Raw genomic sequence first — 19243 nt, forward strand, 5'->3', positions numbered from 1 at the left:
TTTTTTATTGGGATTTGTTAATTGACGCTAAGGCTATCAAGCGCCTCGTGTGCGGGCGAGGCCATCCTTGGCTGGCTTGTAATTCGGATCAAGCTGAACAGCCTTTGCGTAGGATTTGGCTGCCCGAGCCTTCTCACCACGATGCTCATAGACAAGAGCCTGATTTGCCCAACCCTCAGCGATATCACCGTCAAGCTTGATAGCTGTGTTGAAATCGTCAAAGGCATTGTCGTCATCGCCAAGCGCAACATAGGAGATGCCGCGCCCATTATAAGGTTCTGCAGCATCCGGCTGTAGCGAGATTGCCGTCGAGAAATCTTCAATAGCCTGCTTGTGCTGGTTACGAGCCTGATAAATCAGGCCACGATTGTGGTAAGCGCGGGCGTCAGTCGTGTTCAGTTGAATAGCTTGCTGGAAATCATTCAAAGCTTCATCAAGGCGCCCTGCCTGACGATAGAGATTACCGCGGCCAATATAAGCCGTGTCATATTGCGGGTTGATCTGTATGGCTCTGCTGTAATCGGCTGCGGCTTGGGCTGTGTTGCCCATATTACGGTAAACCAGCGCCCGGTTTGCATAGGCCTGATAGAAGCTTGGATTCAACTGCAGTGCGGTGTTGAAATCCTTGATCGCATCATTGCTGCGACCGGCACGTCCGAAAGCTGAGCCACGGACGTTATAGGCTTCCGGATCTTTCGGGTTGTTACGGATAACGTCGTTGAGGGAGCTGATGTTCTCTGCAGAGCCCTGTGCTTTGTCGATCCCGGTCATGTCTGTTGCTGTCGTGTTGCAGCCGACAAGTGTGAAGGTCATCACTGATGCCAATAGGAGGAGGCCAGCGATTTTTGCCGATCCATTGGTCGATGCAGGTTTGCGGTATGAAGCCATTGCCATTGAATGTGTCATATTCCAATTGTCCCGTTCAACCAAAGTCTTTACAAGCGAAAATGTTCCTGTCCCGACAAACGAAAAAAGGGCGGTGTGACGCGAGCCACTCCACCCCTTGTCGAGTCAAGGCGTCGGTAGATATCCGTTAACGAGCCGCAGAAGCGCGGGCCGGTACCTTCTTTACAGGCATTGGCAGCAGGCCTTCACGCTGGGCCTGTTTGCGGGCCAGCTTGCGGGCACGGCTGATAGCCTCTGCCTTCTGACGAGCGCGCTTGATCGAAGGCTTTTCGTAATGATCATGCATCTTCATTTCGCGGAACATACCTTCACGCTGCATCTTCTTCTTGAGGACGCGGAGGGCTTGATCAACATTATTTTCGCGTACGAGTACCTGCACGGTTTTTCCTGTATCTCTTAGAATTTCGTTGAGCCTGATTTCTGCTTCCGATTATTCGGTAGGGAACAAAAATCAAACTTCGCGACGGTCATCCATCGCAAACTGGGGTGGCCATTACCAGAAACTTTTACCTATGTCCATGGCAGAGTTGCACGGATTGGTGAGTATTTGTCGCGAAGAGCCAGCAAGTTCGGTAATTTTTGATTATGTAACATGGAACGCCAATCTCCGTCGCAAAATGGCAAAAGACCTGTAGTCGTATGCGATACTGATGCATAAAAGCATGGTTCTGGCTTTTAAAGTCGATGTCGATATTTGAACAGGATCAAGCGGCGCCACTCATTAATAATCGCTCTGCAGTGGCTATTTTGCCAAGGCCCAATTGCTAGGAATGGACGATGCGGAAATATTCGGTATTTGCTTTGGCCCGAGAGGCTTTGCGTGCCCATAAGGGCTGGGATCAGCAATGGTCATCGCCCGAACCGAAAGCTGAATATGATGTCATTATTGTAGGAGCAGGTGGTCATGGATTGGCTACCGCTTACTACCTTGCCAAAGAGCATGGGATTACCAATGTGGCTGTGCTCGAGAAAGGTTGGCTCGGTGGCGGTAATACCGGTCGTAATACGACGATTATCCGTTCAAATTATCTCTATGACGAATCGGCAGGCATTTACGAGCATGCGGTCAAACTCTGGGAAGGGTTAAGCCAGGATCTGAATTATAACGTGATGTATTCGGCACGCGGCGTGATGATGCTTGCCCATAACATTCACGATGTTCAGGTGTTCAAGCGTCATATCCATGCAAACAGGTTAAATGGCATCGACAATGAATGGCTGACCCCGGAGCAGGTCAAGGAATTCTGTCCGCCAATCAATCTGTCATCCGATGCGCGCTATCCGATTATCGGTGCCGCATTGCAACGCCGTGGCGGCACGGCACGGCACGATGCGGTAGCGTGGGGCTACGCCCGGGCTGCGGCAGACCGTGGCGTGCATATCATCCAAAATTGTGAAGTAACCGGCATCCGTCGCGCTCCGAATGGAGCTGTTCTGGGTGTCGATACGAATCGCGGGCCGATCAATGCCAAGAAGGTTGGAGTCGTTGCGGCGGGTCATACATCGGTTCTGATGAATATGGCCGGTGTGCGTATGCCGCTTGAAAGTTACCCCCTGCAAGCGCTGGTCTCGGAGCCGGTCAAGCCTTTGATCCCTTGTGTGATCATGTCGAATACGGTCCACGCCTATATCTCGCAGTCAGACAAGGGTGAGATGGTTATTGGGGCCGGTACCGATCAGTATACCTCCTATTCGCAGACAGGCGGCCTGCACATCATCAATCATACGCTTGATGCAATTTGCGAGATGTTCCCCGTTCTGACGCGGTTGAAAATGCTGCGGTCGTGGGGCGGTATTGTTGATGTTACGCCCGACCGCTCGCCAATCCTGGCAAAGACGCCTGTACCGGGGCTCTACGTCAATTGCGGTTGGGGCACAGGCGGCTTCAAAGCCACACCGGGTTCAGGCAATGTTTTCGCCCACACCATAGCCCGCGATGAGCCGCACAGGATCAATGCGCCGTTCACGCTTGAGCGGTTCACAACCGGACGCCTGATTGACGAAGCCGCTGCTGCGGCTGTCGCGCACTGATTTCAAGAGAGACGAGTATTATGCTTCTCATCAAATGCCCATATTGCGAAGAAGAGCGTCCGGAACTGGAATTCCGTAACGCCGGTGAAGCGCATCTTGTCCGCAATTCTTCAATCATCGAACAGTCCGATGAGGATTTTGCGTCCTTTCTTTACTTCCGGCAGAACCCCAAAGGTTTGCAGTTTGAACGCTGGCGCCACATTCACGGCTGCGGCCGGTTTTTCAATGCTGTACGCGACTCCGTGTCCGACAAATTCCTGACGGTCTATAAGGCAGGTGAACCCAAGCCTGATGTGGACGCGCTTCTCTCTGGAAATCCGACACCAGACGCCGAACCGGTAAAAAAACGTGCGCCCCGCACAAAGAAAGCGGAGCTTTGATCAGATGGTTCACTCAATTCATTCCGGAAGCAATCGGATCGCAGGTACAGGTCGTCTTACACCGGCGAAAACTGTGCGGTTTACCTTTGATGGCCAAAACCTGACTGGCTTGGAAGGTGACACAATTGCTTCGGCGCTGATTGCCAATGGCATTCATCTTGTCGGCCGATCATTTAAGTATCACCGTCCGCGCGGTATCCTTTCGGCCGGTAGTGAAGAGCCGAATGCTCTGATCGATATTGAACGCGACAAGTCGCGCAAGCAGCCGAATGTGCGCGCTACAGTTCAGGAAATTTATGATGGCCTGAAGGCGAAATCGCAAAACCGCTGGCCATCACTGACGTTCGATATCGGCGCGATCAACGATGTCTTTTCGCCAATGCTGCCAGCAGGGTTCTACTACAAAACCTTCATGTGGCCGAAGTTTGCTTGGAAAACGATCTACGAACCGAAAATCCGTGCGGCAGCTGGACTTGGTGTCGTTCCGGGAGAACCGGATACTGATCGCTATTCAAACCGGTTTGCTCATTGTGACGTGCTTATTGTCGGCGCTGGTGCGGCTGGCCTTGCGGCGGCGTTGAGTGCTGCAGCGACTGGCGCAAAAATCATCCTTTGTGACGAGCAGGCAGACGTAGGTGGTGCGCTTCGTTACGAAAACGATGTCACTATCGATGGTGTCGCGGGTTATGATTGGGCAACAGCTGCATTGGCAAAACTGCGAAGCATGGAAAATGTGCAGGTACTGACCCGCACTACTGCTTTTGGTTACTACGCGCAGAACTTCATTGGCTTGGTCGAACGGATCAGCGATCATTTGAGCCGCCCCGCCGCAGAGATGCCTCGTGAGCGTTTATGGCAGGTGCGGGCTAAGAAGGTTGTTCTGGCTACCGGTGCCATTGAACGGCACATGGTTTTTGCCAATAATGACCGGCCGGGCATCATGCTTGCTTCTGCGGCACGCCTTTTCCTTAATCAGTACGGCGTTGCGGTTGGCCGAAAAGTCGGTGTCTACACCGCCAATGACTCGGCTTATGCCGCAGCAATCGACTTGAAGCGCGCTGGTGTCGATGTGCCGGTTATTGTTGATACGCGCGATAATCCATCGTCTGCTGTTATTGATGAAGCACGCTCCCTCGGCATCGAAGTACTAACGGGCTACGCAGTTTACAGCGCAGGTGGCAAACGCCGCGTTTCGTCCATATCGATCAAGCCCAATAATGGTGGAAACGAGCGGAAGATTGCGGTTGACGCATTGATCATGTCAGCTGGCTGGACGCCTTCAGTTCATCTCTTCTCACAGTCACGTGGCAAGGTGGCTTGGGATGCGGCCAATGAACGGTTCCTGCCCGGAACATATGCCCAAAATTGCGTTTCCGTTGGCGCTTGCAATGGCACAGACAGTTTGCAAACGGCAATAGATGAGGCTGTTGCTGCTGGCGGTGGAAAAGCCAATGCTATTATTGCGACCGGCGGTACGAACTGGATCGCAGGAATGATCGGTTCAGCACCGGGTGCTGGTGCAGACACTACGGTCAAAGCCTTCGTCGATTTCCAGAACGATGTGACTGCCAAAGACGTGCGACTGGCTGTGCGGGAAGGCATGCATTCCATCGAACATATCAAGCGGTTCACCACCAACGGCATGGCGACCGATCAGGGCAAGACATCCAATTTGCATGGCCTGGCGATTGCTGCGGAAGCATTGGACAAACCAATTCCTGCGGTTGGTCTTACCACGTTCCGTGCGCCATTCACTCCGGTGACATTCGGGGCGATCGTCAATCATGCCCGGCATGATCTGTTTGATCCGACCCGCCGCACACCCATGCATGCTTGGCACGAGGCTCAAGGTGCTCCATTTGAAGATGTGGGCCAGTGGAAACGTGCTTGGTATTACCCTCAGGCTGGCGAAGACATGCATGCAGCAGTCAATCGCGAGTGCGTTGCCGTGCGCAATCAGGCTGGTATTTTTGATGCCTCGACGCTCGGCAAAATCGAAGTTGTTGGACCCGACGCGGCGAAGTTCCTCGAACTGCTTTACACCAACCCTTGGGAAAAGCTGGGAGTAGGGCGCTGCCGGTACGGCATCATGCTGCGGGAAGATGGCTTCATCTATGATGACGGCGTGGTCGGGCGTCTTGCAGAGGATCGCTTCCACGTTACGACGACGACCGGTGGAGCACCACGTGTCATGCACCATATGGAAGACTATCTCCAGACAGAGTTTCCGCATCTGAACGTGTGGCTTACTTCTACGACAGAACAGTGGGCTGTGATCGCAGTCCAAGGCCCCAAGGCCCGTGAGATCATCGCGCCGCTGGTTGAAGGAATTGATCTTTCCAATGAAGCCATGCCGCATATGAGTGTGCGGGAAGGCAGGATTTGTGGTGTTCCGACACGCTTGTTCCGCATGTCGTTTACGGGCGAAGCCGGTTACGAAATCAACGTTCCCGCTGATTATGGGAAAGCAGTATGGGAGGCGGTCTATGAACAGGGCAAGCCTCATGGCCTGACTCCCTACGGCACGGAGACGATGCACGTTCTCCGCGCGGAAAAGGGTTATATCATTGTTGGTCAGGATACTGACGGGACTGTCACGCCGCAGGATGCGGGGCTTACATGGGCTATTGGCAAGAACAAAACCGATTATGTTGGTATTCGGGGTTTGCTGCGCCGTGATCTGGTTTCCGATGGGCGCAAGCAGCTTGTCGGGCTGAAAACGGTTGATCCGAAAGTCGTTCTGGAAGAGGGCGCGCAGATTGTCGCCAACCCGAATCAACCAGTGCCCATGACGATGATCGGCCACGTTACATCGTCCTACTGGTCGGAGAATTGCGGTCGGTCCATTGCCTTGGCGCTGGTAATCGACGGAACAAAACGCCTTGGCGAAAGGCTATATGTACCAATGCCGAACGGCGTGATCGAGGTTGAAGTAACCGGCATGGTCTTCTTCGACGAAAAAGGAGAGCGGCTCAATGGTTGAGGTTTCCCGCGCAACACGCCTGCATCCGTTGCAGGCCGGTCATTCTGGTATAATGTCGGTATCGGTAACGCTGGCTGAAAACGCTACTCGTATATCGCTCCGTGCTCGAGCAGATGCCGTTCCGGCACTTTCCAAGGCACTTGGCCTGACCTTGCCAACAAAGCCGAAAACAACGGCGTCGAAAGGAGCACGGTCTGCTTTATGGATCGGCCCCGATGAGTGGCTCATCATAGATAGCGCCGATAGCAGCGTCGCAACTGATCTCGACAAGGCAAAAGTGTTGCACTCGGCAGTCGATATTTCTCATCGCAATGTCGGTATTCTTGTTTCAGGCAATGGTGCGGATGCAGTGGTAAATGGCGGTTGTCCGCAAGATTTGTCGCTGAAAGCATTTCCGGTTGGGGCCGCTTCGAGAACAGTTCTGGGCAAGATCGAAATCATCCTTTGGCGTATTTCAGAAACTGAGTTCCGTGTGGAATGCTGGCGGTCATTTTCCAGCTATGCCTACGCGTTCCTTCAAGAATCTGCACGCGACGTCGCCATCTGACGATAGCTTCAAGAAGAGGAATAAGTTCTCAGTTGAGAACTTATTCCTCTTCCGTATACCGTTCAAAGTGCTCCACGATAGGGGCATTTCAAGCGATATTTCTCATCCATTTAATGGAATTCTTCCGCCATTTTGCGAAAATCCTCTGCGGTTTTTTGCGGCGAAATAAATGCTTTTTCCGGATGCGCGCCTTAATTGAGGCGGGTAACCAAGCCGCAACATACATGCAATCTACGAGATATTATGTAAACAGATACTGTAAATGGCGGTAAACACAATTACGCCGCCGTTTTTGATAATGAGACGCGAACGGCTGCCGATTCGCGTAGTTTTCGTGCATAGAGAAATACATGTCTGTCAAAAAACGTCTGGTTATAAACTTTACCGGCTACGAGGGATTGCATCCCGATGCGGTGCGCGGGCGTTACCTGAACAGTTCCGGTGACTTCAACAGACTTTGGAAGACCACTACCAATGCGGGAGCGATGGTAGGCGAGGGCCCCGATATCGCAACGATGCGAATCGAAACGGCGGGTGCCAACTGGAATACCGAAACCGAATTTTGCCAGTATGGCACTGCTGACATTTTTGATGACTATTCCGCACGCAATATCATCATGCGTTTCGCAACTGGTTTAATGGCGTTTATCGACATTTTACTATCCGGGACATTCTATCGCTACATGCGCACCAGCTGGCGGTTTTGTCTTTTCTTCATGTGGCCTTTCGCGCTCGCCTGTTTGATAACGCTGGTAGTTCTGGGCGTCGGGCTTTCTCCCGTTTGGGCGGGTTTCAATCCTTGGCATATGATGTGGAGCATTCCGCTGGCATTGATTGTATGTCGTGTTCTTGTCCGCTGGCCGGGCGATAAAATATTCTTCTCTTATTTGCTTGACGATTGGGCCGCAGCGTCTGATCGGATTCATGGACGCAACAGGAACCTGATTCAGCGCCGTCGCGATTTTGCCGATCATCTGATACGCAAACTGCGAACAAGCGATGCTGATGAAGTCGTTATCATCTCCCATAGTTTGGGAACGGTGCCCGCTGTCGAAGCGATCGCCGATGTTTGGCGAAAAGAGCCGGAGTTGCTGAAGAATAGGCCAATGTCGCTGGTGGCCGCCGGATCATGCCTCTTGATGATCGCTCTACATCCGCAGGCCAAGGCCCTGAAAGAGGACGTGCGTATCGTTATGCAGGAAACGCCTGTTTTCTGGGCGGAGTTTCAGACTATTTCCGATATCATACATTTTTATAAATCGAACCCTGCCGAGGCACTCGGGATCGAACCACGTACGCAGCCGACGATCAGGCGAATAAAGTTCAAGAATGTTCACAAGCCAGCCCGTTATGCACGGGCAAAGAAGAACTTCTTCAAGATGCACCTGCTTTTTCTCAAAGGTGCGCAGATACGCAATACGTATGATATGGGCATGTTTGTGCAGGGGCCGTTTATGTTTGCCAAGCTCATGACCGAATATGATGGTGAAGCTGCTCCGCTTGATGCAGAGGGCAGAATCGCCTGATGACGATCAGTCCATTTCCGGCGGATGCTCAAGTACAGCAATTGTCAGCCAGTTTGCTACGAGAGCGGGTTTGACAAGGTTTTCGACTTCAAGGGTTACTTCGTAATTGTTGAGCACGCGACCAGATGGCCGGATATCCGCATCGACGAGTTTGAAACGTGCACGTACCCGTCTGCCAGTATTGACGGGTGACATGAAACGCACTTTGTCGAAGCCGTAATTAATACCCATCGTTGCGCCTTCAATCATCGGCAGCGCTTCGTACGCCAAAGTCGATAATAGCGAGATCGTCAAGAAGCCATGAGCAATCGTGCCGCCGAAAGGTGTTTCTTTCGCAGCTCGTTCGGGGTCGACATGAATAAACTGATGGTCATCGGTTGCGTCGGCGAACAGATTTATCATCTCCTGCGTGACAGTGCGCCACTCGGAACAACCGATCTCAGTTCCGATGGCTGCCGTCAGCTGTTTGAGCGATATCGCTTCCTTCATAGTATCGACTTTCCAAGGGCTTTTGCGGAATGCATTCTGTTTCGATAGTCGGTTCGCGACCGATTGTCATCCTCAATGGTTAAAGTGCGGCTTGCAAGCCAGCTCTTACACAGTCCATTGGGCAATATCTTCACGCTCGCCTATAAGCGCCAAACCATGCGCGATGGACAGTAGTTCACCGCCGCTTTCGATTTTGTCCGTGTCAAAACGTTCGGTAAAAATACGGCGAACAGCTGGAACAAAAGAGGTGCCGCCTGTCAGGAACACTTTGTCGATCTGGTTTGGGGGAGTATTTGTCTTGACCAGCACATCGTCCAGTGCAGCCTTTATCCGTTCCAGGTCCTCTGCGATCCAGTTTTCGAAATCAGAACGACGGATCATCTTCTTGCCACCACGTCCAAGCGGGGCAAAGTTGAACTCTGCTTCGTCGGATGACGACAAAGCGATTTTTGTTGCGGATACTGCCTGATAAAGCGGGTATCCCTCGTCGTGCTCGACAAGATCAACAAAGGTTTCGAGTTTTTCGGGATCAAGACTGCTGCGTACGAGCTTCTTCAACTCTGTGAATTCACGCGAGGTCTTAAAAATCGATAGCTGGTTCCAGCGTCCGAAGTTGGCGTACCAGGATGAAGGTACTTCAAGTCGCTTATCGAAGCTTTTGAAGTATGTGCCCTTGCCAATTTGCGGCGCTACAATCTGATCGATCATACGATAGTCAAAATGGTCGCCGGCAACTCCAACACCTGAATAACCGACTGGTGTGGCCTTGAGTTTCCCTGCGGAGCTTTCAAACCGGATAATGGAATAGTCGGTCGTACCGCCGCCAAAGTCTGCGACAAGAACGGTTGCATCTGTCTTCAGGTGCTGAGCAAAGTAAAAGGCCGCTGCCACGGGCTCGTAGACAAAATGCATCTCAGGAAATCCGAAACGGGTCAGAGCTTCGCTGTAACGTTCCATGGCAAGATCAGGATTAGGATTAGCTCCGGCAAAGTGCACCGGACGGCCTGTAACAATGCGGCTGATATCTGACGGCCAGCTTTCACCTGCATAGGTTCGCAAGCGCCGCACAAATACTTCCATGAGATCTTCAAACGTCTGACGCTTTGCAAAAATCAGCGTCCCCTGAAAAAGTGCACTCGCGGCGAATGTCTTTATGGATTGAAGAAACCGGCATTCGCCTGGGTGATCTATGAATTGGCGTATTGCAGCGTGTCCGGCTTCAACCTTCAACGACGCTGCCCCAGCCAAGGGGTCTTTCATGAATGATAGTGCCGTGCGCATGCTATCTGCTTCGCCAGCACGGCTGGTGAACTTCACGGAATGTGTGGAGCCACTCGCCTGCGCCAATGCCATCACGGTATTGGTCGTGCCAAAGTCAAAACCCAGCGCCTGAGCCATCGCCGCGCTCCTTGTGCCGTTAATTTTGTTATTTTTGTTGGCGCAGAATGCGCCTTCGAATTGGGAGGCGCGTCATGCCATAACGATACGCGCTATGCAAGAGAACGATTTGCGTTGTTTTTAATGAAGTCTACAAACGCACGTAATGGTACCGGCATGTGATTGCGACTAGGGTAGTAAAGCCGCGGCCCGGTAAAACTCATCCACCATGGTTGCATAACCGGCAATAGCTCTCCGGTCTTGAACGCAGGTTCGATCACTTCCTCGAACGTATAAATCAAGCCGAGCCCGGCTATTGCAGCACCAAGCTCAAGTTCGATATGCGAACCAAGCAATGGACCTTTTGGTGCAATTTTTACCGATTGACCGTTCTTTTCAAATTCCCAGGCCGCCGTTACTCCGCTTGCAAAGCGATGGCGGATACAATCGTGATCGATGATGTCGCGCGGATGCTCCGGAGTACCGCGAGCGGCAAGGTAGGCAGGGGCCGCTGCAAGAACGAAGCGCTGTGTGCGTGGTCCTATCGGGATTGCGATCATGTCGCGCTCAATACTCTCATCATAACGAATGCCAGCATCAAAACCTGCGGCAAGAATGTCTATGAACGTATCGCTAGCAAGAATATCGAGGACGATTCCGGGGTGAGCCAGAAGGAAGCTGTTGACGATAGGGGGCAGAATGCTGCGTGCAACAATAACCGGCACGTTCAACTTCAACGTTCCCGTGGGGCTGTTGCGAAAATTGTTCAAGGCATCCAGTGCCCCGGCGATCTCACCCATTGCAGGCGTCAGGCGCTCCAGTAATTGCACGCAGGCTTCGGTCGGCGTGACGCTTCGGGTGGTACGGTTCAACAGGCGAACATCGAGCCGCTCTTCCAGACGGCGTATCGCATCGCTCAGTGACGAGGCAGATACGCCGCGGATTTTTGCTGCGGCGCGAAAGTTCCGAGTTTCTGCAACGGCCACCAAGGCGCTGAGATCAGAGAGATCAGGGTCGATCATTGTACGTTTTTCCGAACAAGCCGTGCGAAGTATAATGGATTATCGCACAAACGGAATTCTTTTATATTGCATCCGACAGTTTGTTCCCAAGGAAATATGGAGTTCCAGAATGCAATATCGTCAACTTGGTGCAACCGGCCCGAATGTTTCCGAGCTTGGACTTGGCTGCATGGGCATGTCCGGCATGTACGGACCTTCCGATCGTGCGGAGAGTATCGCCACCGTTCATGCTGCGCTCGATGCAGGCATCAATCTGTTGGATACGGGTGATTTCTACGGCATGGGCCACAATGAAATGCTGATAGCCGAAGCCCTGAAGGCAAGGAGGCGCGAGGATACCATCATCAGCGTGAAGTTTGGTGCGCTGCGTGATCCGGGTGCTGGTTGGATTGGCTTCAATGCAAGGCCGGAGGCCGTAAAGACATCCCTTGCCTATTCACTGCAACGGCTTGGTGTCGACTACATTGATATTTATCGGCCCGCGCGTCTCGATCCAAATGTGCCGATTGAAGAAACCATCGGTGCGATCGCTGAAATGGTGAAGACAGGTTTCGTCAAGCATATCGGATTATCAGAAGTTGGCTCGGAAACGATCAGGCGTGCAGCCGCCGTTCACCCGATTGTCGACCTCCAGATCGAATATTCGTTGATGTCGCGTGGTATCGAAGACGGTATTCTTGAGACCTGCCGTGATCTTGGTATCGCCATCACTGCTTATGGCGTGCTTTCACGTGGTCTTATCAGTGGGCACTGGCAGAAAAATGCTACCGCAGCTACGGATTTCCGGTCGCATAGCCCACGTTTTCAGGGTGAGAATGTCGATAAAAACCTTGCTCTTGTTGAAGCTCTCAAGAAGATTGCCGAGAGGAAAGGCGTCTCAGTAGCGCAGATTGCAATCGCGTGGGTTGCAGCGCAGGGTGACGATATCATCCCTATCATTGGTGCAAGGCGTCGTGATCGCCTGACCGAGTCGCTGGGCACGTTGGACGTGACTTTGAGCGCGGAAGATCTGTCGGCGATTGAAAAGGCCATTCCAAAAGGCGCGGCATCCGGCACGCGTTATGCTGAGGCTCAGATGGCGCATCTTGATAGTGAATCAGGCGCTCATAGTTAAGGAAAATGCGGGTCGGGTCTTCCGACCCGCATTCCATCAGGCGGGTTTAGCCGCGAGGTTTTTCCTTATGGCCGCCAAACTCACTGCGCATGGCAGACAGAATCTTGTTGGCAAAATCGGCATTGCCGCGTGAAGAGAACCGCTCCTGCAATGCAGCGCTGAGTACAGGTGTTGGTACAGCTTCATCGATAGCGGCCATAACTGTCCAACGGCCTTCGCCTGAGTCAGACACATGGCCCTCATAGCTTTCCAGAGCGGGATCGCCGTGAAGTGCATCAGCGGTCAAGTCAAGCAGCCATGAGCTGATGACGCTGCCGCGACGCCATACCTCTGCAATCTCCGGCAGGTCGAGCTTGTATTGATAGTGCTCGGGATGCTGCAAAGGCGTAGTTTCAGCATCGACTTCGTGATCACGCATGCCGATATCGGCATTGCGAAGAATGTTCAGACCTTCGGCATAAGCAGCCATCAGTCCGTATTCGATGCCGTTGTGAACCATTTTGACGAAATGCCCCGCGCCGTGCGGTCCACAATGCAGAAAGCCTTGGTCAGCTGTGCTGGCCGTTCCCGTCGGGCGGCTTTCTGTGACAGGCACGTCACCTTTTCCAGGTGCAAGAGCGGCAAAGATTGGGGAAAGATGCTCAAAGGTGGCCTTTTCGCCGCCAATCATCAGGCAGTAACCACGTTCCAGACCGAACACGCCGCCGCTGGTTCCAACATCGACATAATGCAGGCCCTTTGACTGCAAAGCTTTGCTGCGGCGAATATCATCGTGATAATATGAATTGCCGCCGTCGATGAGAATGTCTTCCTTGTCAAGCAGGGGTACCAGTTGATCCAGAACCTTATCGACGACTGCGGCCGGAAGCATGAGCCATACAACGCGCGGCTTGGTCAGTTTGGAGACAAATTCTTGCAGCGAGGCGCTTCCTTTGGCCCCAAGGGCTTCCAACGCAGCCATGCTTTCGGCACGCGCGTCATAAACGACGCATTCATGCCCGTGCTGCATCAGGCGCTGGGTCATGTTGTTACCCATACGGCCCAGTCCAATCATACCGAGTTGCATTTCTAAATCTCCAAGGGAAAGTTGAGAATATTCTGAAGTGATACGCTACCGGCGGGTGTCGGTAACAGCAATCTTTGGAATGAAATTTGTTTAAATAAAGCCGGACTCCGACTTGGTCATCCATCTGTGCGGGAAGTAATCTTTCGTTCAAAGAAGAAGTATGGGCGGAGTTGTACGCCGAGCATATTGCCTGCAAATGCTGCTGCGGCCCATATCCAGCCGTGCAGGCTGCCGGATGCGATACCAGAGAAATAAGCGCCGATGTTGCAGCCATAAGCAATGCGGGCACCATAACCTAACAGCAATCCACCAACGATGGCGGCTATAACCGAGCGCAGCGGGATGTCGAGGCTTGGCGCAAAGCTTCCTGCGAGTGCTGCTGCCAGCATGGCACCAGCAATGATTCCGAAATCCATGACGGAAGTGATATCGGCGAAGACGCTTTGGGTAAGTGCTTTGGCATTGGCAGCTGTTTGCCAGTAGGCCCAAGCTGTTGGATCAATGCCAATTATTTGCGCACCTTTCGCACCCCATAATGCGAAAGCAGAGGTGACACCCCACGGACGGCCAGCAATTGCGAGCGTGGCAAAGTTCAAAAGGACAAGCGCGACAGCACCAAGAACAAGCGGCCAAGGACCGCGTAAGAGACGTGCAAAACCCCGACGAGGCGACGGTGTTGCTTGTTCGAGTGCGCCGTTGCGTCTCTTTTCGATAAGGATCGTAAGGCCAGCAATTGCGAGAAACAGCGTGAGTGAAATGGCTATGCCGCCAGCTGCACCGAAACTCTGCACGAGGGAGATTGGAGGGAGGGCAGGCAAGCTTGTCCACCAGTCGAAATTGATCGTCGCCAGAACGGAGCCGATGATGAAAAAGAGCAATGTCACCAGCATGCGGGCATTCCCGCCGCCTGCCGTGAACAGTGTGCCGGATGCACAACCACCACCAAGTTGCATGCCGATGCCGAACATGAATGCACCAACGATCACGCCAATTCCTGCAGGAGAGACGGAACCCTTCACTTCATTTCCGAAAAGAACGCCATTGGCCAAAGGAGGAAAGAAAAGAATTACGGCTAGCGCCAGCAGGATCATCTGCACACGCAAACCGCGCCCGCGTCCTTCTACAATGAACACCCGCCAAGCTGAGGTAAAGCCGAAAGCCGCGTGATAGAGCGCGATGCCAAGCCCGCCGCCGATCAGAAAAAGTGCGCCTTGTGCCGGGCCGTAGCTATAGCCAAGCACAAGTGTGCCGATAATCAGAACCAGCAAAGCGCCAACGCCCGGTGCTCCGAATGGTGGCAGTGGTTTTACGGTATCGGTGGTGAGACTTGCGGCTGACATTGGGTGGCTCCATTTCTGGCGCAACCATAATACTCCATGTGTTGCGCCACGAGTTATCGCTATTTCTCAAACGGCCTCTATCCGGTTTATTATTGCTTAAAATCCCTATTTTGTAGGATAGTTTTATCATTTGCAGGCCTTGCCGCCTGCGATAATTTCTTGTGGAGACTTGGCTTACTGGAAGGCAAAAACCAATCGACCCAAAGAACTGACGTGGTGCCGATGCCCGACAAATGCTATTCGACTAATTATCAGTGCAGCTGCATTGTATCGATGGCATGGCATGCACACGAAGGCAGAGGTTGAATCATGTTAAGGTGGTTTCGCGCGTTGTTGCCCCGTGAGGATCGGTTCTTCGATCTTTTCGACCGGCACTCAAGGGTTGTCGTCGAAGCTGCAAATTCCATGAAAGCTCTTCTCGCCGAAGAGGGCGATATGCAACAGCATTGCGCCCGCATCATTGAGCTTGAAGATGAAGCTGACGAGATTACCCGGGAAGTTCTGCTGGCTGTACGGCGCAGTTTCATCACGCCTTTCGACCGCGGCGATATCAAGGATCTTATCCAGTCGATGGATGATGCCATCGATATGATGCGTAAGACGGTAAAGACGATAAGGCTATTCCAGCAAACCAGTTTCGACCCCCGTATGAAGGAAATGGGCGGCCTGATTGTCGAGGCCGCTGAATTGGTCGCCGAGGCAATACCCTTGCTCAACCGTGTTGGAACACATTCTACCCGCCTCAGCGCAATTGCAGAACAGGTTGTGCGGATCGAGGATCTGTCTGACGATCTTCATGATGAAGGTCTCCAATCACTCTTCGAGCGGTACGGCAAATCTGATCCTATGGCCTATATGATCGGCAGCGAAATCTTCGGTGAGCTTGAAAAGGTGGTCGACCGATTTGAAGATGTTGCGGATGAGATCAGCGGCATCGTGATCGAGAACGTTTAGAACGTGAATTCACCATAGGACCGGGTACATGGATCTTGCGTTGAGCTTTCCCCTGCTGGTCGGCCTTATTGGTGTCGCGCTGTTTTTCGATTTCCTGAACGGTCTGCATGACGCGGCCAATTCAATTGCAACAATCGTTTCCACCCGTGTCCTGCGCCCGCAATATGCCGTGCTATGGGCCGCGTTCTTCAATTTCATTGCCTTCCTGTTTTTTGGTCTGCACGTTGCTGAGACCTTGGGGACAGGCATTATCGATCCGGGTATCGTGACGCCACGGCTGATTTTTTCTGCGCTGATGGGCGCTATCATATGGAACATCGTCACGTGGATATTCGGTATTCCGTCAAGCTCGTCGCACGCCTTGATAGGCGGTTTGGTGGGGGCTGGTCTCGTCCGGACAGGTGGAGATGCAATTGTCTGGTCGGGGCTTTTGAAAACCATAGGCGCTATTTTCATGTCGCCTATGATTGGCTTCTTTCTTGCCCTGCTTCTTGTCCTCATCGTCTCTTGGGCCGCCGTTCGTCAAACACCCTTTGCCGTTGATCGAAAATTCCGCTGGCTGCAATTTGTGTCTGCTTCACTTTATTCGTTGGGTCATGGTGGTAATGACGCGCAGAAGACGATGGGCATCATTGCCGTTCTGCTGTTTTCGCAAGGCTATCTGGGGCAGAAATTCAGTGTTCCATTCTGGGTTGTGATCAGCTGTCAGTCGGCTATGGCGCTTGGCACATTGTGTGGTGGCTGGCGGATCGTTCATACAATGGGATCGAAGATCACGCGGCTTAATCCGATGCAGGGCTTCTGCGCGGAGACAGGTGGCGCAATTACTCTGTTCGGCGCAACATGGCTGGGTATTCCCGTGTCCACCACCCATACGATTACCGGTGCAATTATCGGCGTAGGCGCTGCCAGACGCGTTTCGGCTGTCAGGTGGGGGCTTGCAGGCAATATTGTTATTGCCTGGGTTGTAACGATGCCTGTAGCCGCCTTGATATCGGCCGTGTTTTATTGGGTGAGCGGGCTATTTACCCTATAGTTTATCAATGGCTGCGCGAAGCATGCCAATGTCAGTTACGCGTGGAAACAGTTGCTTATCCACGATGAAGGCCGGGGTTCCGGCAAGCTGTAACTCTTTCGCCTGGGCGGCGTGCTGATCCAAGCGACCTTGTATAGTATCGAAATGTTTCTCCAATGCATCTCTAACGCGATCGGTATCGATCCCGGTAGCTCGCAGAGTTTCGTCTGTACGCTTCAATGTGAGTCTGCCCGGCACTTTCATCAACGCATGAAATGCCTGTTCGTACTCGCCGCTGTAGCCTGCGGCTAAAGCCATTCTGGAGGCATAGACGGAGGTGTCACCGAATATCGGCCAATCCCTCATTATGAGCCGAATCGAACCGTGATCCTTGACCATTTCTTCCAGTTGGGGATGCAGTCTTTTGCAGTTTGGACATTGATATTCGAAGAATTCGACGATGGTCACACGTCCTTGGGGATTGCCAAAAACCGGCCAGAGGTTTGCCTCTTCTGCTCGCGCGTCTGCGCTGATTATGCCTGGTAAGAAACCCCCGACCAGTCCGGCGGTGAGAAGCTTGCGTCGATTGATAAACAAGGCGGGAATGACTCCAAGGCTGGATTTGCAGGTCGATCTAATAGGGATGCAGGGCGGTTGTAAGGCAGTTGAAATCCAGTTTCAGGCAATAGCGTACTGATCCGGGAGATAAGTGCTCAACAGTGCTGTCGGGCTTGTCGTTGCTTGGTTTTTTAGAGTATTGGCCATTCAGATAGAAACCTTTCGAAGAGACTTTTGATTGATGTCTGATCCAAATTCTTCTCCCGAAGTGGTTGATATAAATTTGGCTCTGGTAAGGCGGCTGGTGGCTAACCAGTTTCCTCAGTGGGCGGGTCTTCCGATCAGGCCAGTTGAATTTGGCGGCTGGGATAACAGGACATTCCATCTTGGTAATAGCATGACCGTGCGATTACCAAGCGCACGACACTACGCCGAACAGGTGGAGAAGGAGCAATTCTGGCTGCCAAAGCTTGCGCCCGGTTTGCCCCTGCCGATACCCGAGCCGTTGGGGATGGGTGTTCCGGGAAAAGATTTCCCGTGGCATTGGTCGATTTACCGCTGGATTGAAGGCGCGACGGCGACGATCGAACGCATAGCCGATTTGACTGATTTTGCTAAAGCATTGTCCGGTTTTCTGACAGCCTTGCAAAGGATTGATGGCACGGGCGGGCCGTTGCCAGGTAGGCACAACTTTTTCAGAGGTGGGCCGCTTAAAACCTATGATGAGGAAGCGCGCCAAGCGATGGCAGCGCTTGATGGAAAAATCGATACGGATGCAGCACGAAGCGTATGGGAAACTGCGCTCAATTCCAACTGGCAGGGCTCCCCGGTCTGGTTCCATGGTGATGTCAGCTGGGGAAATCTGCTGGTAGATCGCGGTCAACTAAGCGCGGTGATTGATTTTGGAACATCCGGCATTGGAGACCCGGCCTGTGATCTGGTAATCGCGTGGACGCTTTTTCAAGGAGAAAGTCGAGAAGTATTCCGCGCTGGCCTTCAACTCGACGTTGCGACTTGGGCTCGTGCCCGAGGATGGGCGTTATGGAAAGCCATGATTGTTTTCGCGGGCATGGCAGGTACAAACTCTCCGGGTGCGGAAAGCTCGTGCCGCGTCATCCATGAGGTAATCGCCGATTACAAGCTTTAACGCTGGATGGCTTGATCCCGGAGTTCAATAAATCTGGCGGAACTTTTTATAAGGTGAATGCGCATGGCCTTCTGTGCAGCAGCGGGGGCACGGTCACGAATGGCGTTGAAGATAAGGCCGTGTTCGCGCTGCATACGCGCAATATATTTCTTGCGCTCCCGATGCTCCATTGTATCCAGCTTTGTCCACATCCTAGGCACCATGGCGCTGCCGAATGTATCGAAAAGGCGAGCATAATATGAATTATGGGTAGCGACCAGAATTGCACGATGAAATGCAAAATCTTCTTCCACGCCTGAACCGCCATCAAGGATTGAAACTTCAAGCGCTATCATGCGCGCATCCATGCGCTCAAGGTCGTCATCAGTTCGGCGCTGTGCAGCCAGCCCTGCTGCTTCCACTTCAATCCCCATGCGCAGTTCAAGAATATGCAGTACCTCATCGATCGATTCCAGATCAGTAGGTATGATGGAGAAGGTGCGAGGGTGGGGATCATCAGCAACAAAAGCACCAAGCCCTTGCCGTGTTGTGATCAGACCTTTGGCACGAAGCGAAGCCAAAGCTTCACGCACGACGGTTCGGCTCACACCCGTTGCGGTCATAATCGCTTGTTCGGTGGGTAGTCTTTGTCCAGGCGCCAGATCACCGGATTCGATCTGGGCGATGAGCGTATCCACCAATCCGCTACGAAGATTGGGAGTTTGCTGAATAGTATTAAAAACCGCTGTTTCGTTATCCATCATCAATGTTGGGACCTCTACTAAAAATTAAAAAACGCTCCTCAGTGC

General features: G+C 52.6%; 18 protein-coding genes. 9 read left to right on the forward strand and 9 right to left on the reverse strand.

Going from position 1 to position 19243, the window contains the following annotated elements; genetic code table 11:
* Positions 1 to 36: 36 nt before the first annotated feature.
* Together ABKW30_RS11330 and rpsU are read right to left on the reverse strand one after the other, a co-directional pair.
* Positions 37 to 894: a tetratricopeptide repeat protein gene (locus ABKW30_RS11330; RefSeq protein ID WP_348599772.1), complete on the reverse strand. Its 858-nt coding sequence runs from the start codon at positions 892 to 894 to the stop codon at positions 37 to 39.
* Between the two features lie 139 nt (positions 895 to 1033).
* Positions 1034 to 1285, reverse strand: a complete 252-nt coding sequence (gene rpsU / locus ABKW30_RS11335) for a 30S ribosomal protein S21 (protein WP_008124734.1) — start codon at positions 1283 to 1285, stop codon at positions 1034 to 1036.
* A 398-nt stretch (positions 1286 to 1683) separates the two neighbouring features.
* Here rpsU and ABKW30_RS11340 point away from each other — a divergent pair, with 398 nt between their 5' ends.
* The 5 genes from ABKW30_RS11340 to ABKW30_RS11360 all read left to right on the forward strand — a co-directional run bounded on the left by ABKW30_RS11340 (position 1684) and on the right by ABKW30_RS11360 (position 8373).
* Complete coding sequence (locus ABKW30_RS11340; protein ID WP_348599041.1) at positions 1684 to 2937, forward strand: sarcosine oxidase subunit beta; 1254 nt, start codon at positions 1684 to 1686, stop codon at positions 2935 to 2937.
* 20 nt (positions 2938 to 2957) lie between these two features.
* A complete protein-coding gene (locus ABKW30_RS11345; protein ID WP_348599042.1) occupies positions 2958 to 3317 on the forward strand; it encodes a sarcosine oxidase subunit delta in 360 nt (119 codons plus the stop codon).
* A gap of 4 nt (positions 3318 to 3321) precedes the next feature.
* Positions 3322 to 6300 (forward strand): sarcosine oxidase subunit alpha, encoded by a 2979-nt coding sequence (locus ABKW30_RS11350; protein WP_348599043.1) that lies wholly within the window; start codon positions 3322 to 3324, stop codon positions 6298 to 6300.
* Entirely contained in the window at positions 6293 to 6847 is a 555-nt protein-coding gene (locus ABKW30_RS11355; RefSeq protein ID WP_348599044.1) for a sarcosine oxidase subunit gamma, read from the forward strand. The genes ABKW30_RS11350 and ABKW30_RS11355 overlap by 8 nt, the downstream gene beginning before the upstream one ends.
* Before the next feature lie 350 nt (positions 6848 to 7197).
* Complete coding sequence (locus ABKW30_RS11360) at positions 7198 to 8373, forward strand: alpha/beta hydrolase (protein WP_348599045.1); 1176 nt, start codon at positions 7198 to 7200, stop codon at positions 8371 to 8373.
* A gap of 6 nt (positions 8374 to 8379) precedes the next feature.
* On the opposite strand, the gene ABKW30_RS11365 is transcribed toward ABKW30_RS11360, so the two are convergent.
* From ABKW30_RS11365 to ABKW30_RS11375, 3 genes are all read right to left on the reverse strand, one after another.
* The gene (locus ABKW30_RS11365) at positions 8380 to 8862 is read right to left on the reverse strand and encodes a MaoC family dehydratase (RefSeq protein WP_008124721.1); all 483 of its coding nucleotides are present in this window, start codon (positions 8860 to 8862) and stop codon (positions 8380 to 8382) included.
* A 105-nt stretch (positions 8863 to 8967) separates the two neighbouring features.
* A complete protein-coding gene (locus ABKW30_RS11370; RefSeq protein WP_348599046.1) occupies positions 8968 to 10260 on the reverse strand; it encodes an Hsp70 family protein in 1293 nt (430 codons plus the stop codon).
* A 92-nt stretch (positions 10261 to 10352) separates the two neighbouring features.
* Complete coding sequence (locus ABKW30_RS11375; RefSeq protein WP_348599047.1) at positions 10353 to 11261, reverse strand: LysR family transcriptional regulator; 909 nt, start codon at positions 11259 to 11261, stop codon at positions 10353 to 10355.
* 109 nt (positions 11262 to 11370) lie between these two features.
* Here ABKW30_RS11375 and ABKW30_RS11380 point away from each other — a divergent pair, with 109 nt between their 5' ends.
* A complete protein-coding gene (locus ABKW30_RS11380) occupies positions 11371 to 12375 on the forward strand; it encodes an aldo/keto reductase (protein ID WP_348599048.1) in 1005 nt (334 codons plus the stop codon).
* Between the two features lie 46 nt (positions 12376 to 12421).
* Here the strand turns inward: ABKW30_RS11380 and gnd are convergent, their stop codons facing one another.
* A complete protein-coding gene (gnd, locus tag ABKW30_RS11385) occupies positions 12422 to 13441 on the reverse strand; it encodes a phosphogluconate dehydrogenase (NAD(+)-dependent, decarboxylating) (RefSeq protein WP_348599049.1) in 1020 nt (339 codons plus the stop codon).
* 116 nt (positions 13442 to 13557) lie between these two features.
* A complete protein-coding gene (locus tag ABKW30_RS11390) occupies positions 13558 to 14781 on the reverse strand; it encodes a YeeE/YedE family protein (RefSeq protein ID WP_348599050.1) in 1224 nt (407 codons plus the stop codon).
* Between the two features lie 309 nt (positions 14782 to 15090).
* Between ABKW30_RS11390 and ABKW30_RS11395 the strand changes: the two genes are divergently transcribed.
* Positions 15091 to 15735 carry a DUF47 domain-containing protein gene (locus ABKW30_RS11395; protein WP_348599051.1) on the forward strand — a complete coding sequence of 215 codons (645 nt, stop codon included), beginning with the start codon at positions 15091 to 15093 and terminating at the stop codon, positions 15733 to 15735.
* Positions 15736 to 15763: 28 nt separating this feature from the next.
* Positions 15764 to 16771 carry an inorganic phosphate transporter gene (locus ABKW30_RS11400; RefSeq protein ID WP_348599052.1) on the forward strand — a complete coding sequence of 336 codons (1008 nt, stop codon included), beginning with the start codon at positions 15764 to 15766 and terminating at the stop codon, positions 16769 to 16771.
* On the opposite strand, the gene ABKW30_RS11405 is transcribed toward ABKW30_RS11400, so the two are convergent.
* The gene (locus ABKW30_RS11405) at positions 16766 to 17347 is read right to left on the reverse strand and encodes a DsbA family protein (protein WP_348599053.1); all 582 of its coding nucleotides are present in this window, start codon (positions 17345 to 17347) and stop codon (positions 16766 to 16768) included. The two genes, ABKW30_RS11400 and ABKW30_RS11405, sit on opposite strands and share 6 nt — an antisense overlap.
* 202 nt (positions 17348 to 17549) lie before the next feature.
* On the opposite strand from ABKW30_RS11405, the gene ABKW30_RS11410 reads away from it, so the two are divergent.
* Positions 17550 to 18455 (forward strand): aminoglycoside phosphotransferase family protein, encoded by a 906-nt coding sequence (locus ABKW30_RS11410; RefSeq protein ID WP_348599054.1) that lies wholly within the window; start codon positions 17550 to 17552, stop codon positions 18453 to 18455.
* Here ABKW30_RS11410 and ABKW30_RS11415 read toward each other — a convergent pair.
* On the reverse strand, positions 18452 to 19198 hold the full coding sequence (locus ABKW30_RS11415) for a FadR/GntR family transcriptional regulator (protein WP_348599055.1): 747 nt from the start codon (positions 19196 to 19198) through the stop codon (positions 18452 to 18454). The two genes, ABKW30_RS11410 and ABKW30_RS11415, sit on opposite strands and share 4 nt — an antisense overlap.
* Positions 19199 to 19243 lie beyond the last annotated feature (45 nt).

Origin of the sequence: Phyllobacterium sp. SB3 (genome assembly GCF_040009165.1) — a bacterium.
Taxonomy (GTDB): domain Bacteria; phylum Pseudomonadota; class Alphaproteobacteria; order Rhizobiales; family Rhizobiaceae; genus Phyllobacterium.